Source organism: Hyella patelloides LEGE 07179 (assembly GCF_900659865.1).
GTDB classification, from domain to species: Bacteria; Cyanobacteriota; Cyanobacteriia; order Cyanobacteriales; family Xenococcaceae; genus Hyella; species Hyella patelloides.
In genome coordinates, this window is the sequence record NZ_LR214048.1 from 6,763 (window position 1) to 9,213 (window position 2,451).

Annotated in this window: 2 protein-coding genes; one reads left to right on the plus strand and one right to left on the minus strand. The window is 35.5% G+C overall.

Annotated elements, in window-relative coordinates; genetic code table 11:
* Positions 1-970, minus strand: a 970-nt coding sequence (locus H1P_RS27910) for a J domain-containing protein (RefSeq protein WP_144873900.1), incomplete at its 3' end; no start/stop codon positions are given.
* Between the two features lie 249 nt (positions 971-1,219).
* Between H1P_RS27910 and H1P_RS27915 the strand changes: the two genes are divergently transcribed.
* Positions 1,220-2,451, plus strand: a 1,232-nt coding sequence (locus H1P_RS27915; RefSeq protein WP_144873898.1) for an FHA domain-containing protein, incomplete at its 3' end; no start/stop codon positions are given.

The window sequence follows — 2,451 nt, forward strand, 5'->3', positions numbered from 1 at the left end:
CAAAAAAACCACTAAAGAAGCCACTATCACTAGATTTCTTCTTATCAGAACTTTTGGGTGAGGATGAAGCTGATTTTCTCTTTTGTCTTTTGCTCAGTTTCTCTAATAGCTCTTTACTCTCAATTGCTACAGGGTCTTTTGGATTAGCTTTATGCGCCTTATTAATATGAACCTTTGCCATAGTCAGTTGATTTTGGTAGAGATAAGCTTTTCCCATCAATGCATGACCAGTACTACTATTGGGATTGATTTTTAAAGCATCTCGCAGTTCAGAAACTGCATCATTATAATTTCCTTTTGCCATGTATTCTTTAGCTCGACGCAAATAGGAAGCTGCTCTTGATTCAGGAGTGGGTTCTTCAGATTGAGAAGGTTGATTATTCGTTACGGTCGAGGTTGGTTGCATAGGTGGTCTAGCTGGTGCTTTTTGGGAAGAATTTGTTGGTTGAGATAATTGTTGTTTAAGAACTTTTTCTTCTCGATTAATCCCTTGCTTGTGGGTCAGCATTAAATAAACTAAGTTAAGCTCACTAATAACGGCCGTTTTTATTAATACTTGCTCGATTTCCTGGTATTGATTGGCAGTTAATTCTTTAAGTACTTGATGATATACTTGAGCCAGATTTTTTTCAGCTTGCAGTAGCTTTTTTGCTGGTTCACTAGCAATCGTCATGCGAGCGCTTTTTTCCGCGTAACGTTTGCCAATTTGGGTTAGTACTAGCTGATGTTCTGCAAACTGAGTCTTATTCGATAACTGTTCGTAAGCGGGGTTTACTAATCTTGATAGTAGCTGACTAGCAAGTTTTTTCCCCTCTGAATTAGCTCTACAAGTATCGGGATGTAATTTTTGTGCTGTGCGAAGATACTTAAGACGAATTTTCTTGGGATCGGAATCCAAGGAAACACCCAAAATTGCGTGATAATCTGTAATATTGGCTCTAAAAAGTCCGTGCTTAATCGTAAACGACATGAGTTATCAGTGAGATTGAACTATAAATTTAGAAAATTTAGATCTGAGAAATATGGAGCTAAAGAGTTAAAAGTTATATCTCTAGAGTTCCCGAAAAGCGATCTCAACTAACAATTTTTCTTCGACCAACACCTACATTGGAAAAAACTAGTAAAAAAAGCGTGTAATTTGCGCCATTTCTCTCTAGTCAAGAAGCAAAATTCAGACTACAACGGATATAGGGGGTTGCACAAAATATAGACAAGATTAATGATCGCTCAAGAACGTCAGAAAATTCGCCATTTGATAGTTATTAAGGATCGACGGGGTAAACGAGTCATTCCTTTGACAGAGGATACATATTCTCTGGGTCGCTCACCTGAAAATGCGATCGTTCTCTACGGTTCATCTGTATCTCGTCAGCACGCTACAATTACTCGCGCTACAACTCCTAGCGACAAACTCGCTCCCTTCAGTATTATTGATGGCAGTCTCAAAGGAATCAAAAGCACTAATGGTTTATTAATAAATGGAAATAAATGCGATCATCATGTTTTGCGACATGGTGATTTTATCGAATTTGGCAATACAGTCAAAGTTACTTACTACACTTTATTCAATTTACTAGATCGAGAATTTACCGAATTTTGTGAAATAGAAAACAATTCAAAGGTAGTTAAAAAGTCAATTTTAGCTTCTTTCGCTGTACCCTATTCGATGAAAAACATTGCTCAAGTAGATCGCCAAACTTTAATAAGTTTAGCTTCTTTTCCCGAATTAATGCCTTATCCTATAATTGAAATTGATTTAGCAGGTTCAATTACTTATTGTAATCCTGTGGCGATGAAGGTATTTCCCAAATTAAAAACATTAGATGTAGAACATTCTGTGATTTCGGGCTTACCAGACCTAGTTCAAGAAGAAAAAGTAACTCACCTTTCGCGAGAAATTAAGTTTCAAAGCCAATTTTTTGCGCAGTCCATACAGTATCTTGCCACAGAACAAAAAATCAGAATTTTCATGAAAAATATTACGGAAGAAAAAGAAAAAGCCGTAATCCAATCATATAGCGATCTTCTATTAAAAGAAGTTATTACCGTATCAAATTTGAGTTTGGAAACCAGGATTCAATCTTTACTGCAAATTGGCTGTGATTTGTTTGATTTGGAAATTGGTTTTTTAGGTAAACTGCAAGGAAAATTCCTAAAAATAGCGACTATTTATCAAAAAAACGCGGATACTTGCTTTCTAGAAAAAGATCAATTGTGGGAAATTAGTGCAGATTCAGAAGATCGTAGTCTCAGATTATTTCAATTTACTCTTGATGATTTTGAACCAGTTACTTTACAATATTTTGCAAAAATAGATAGCCATCATTTATCATCTTCTAATCAAACTTTAATTGCTTATCGCATTCCTATCAGTGGCTATTTAGGCGTAAGATTATTAGTTGGGAATAAGACCTATGGTATCTTATCATTTTTAAGTCCTAGAAAAAAAAA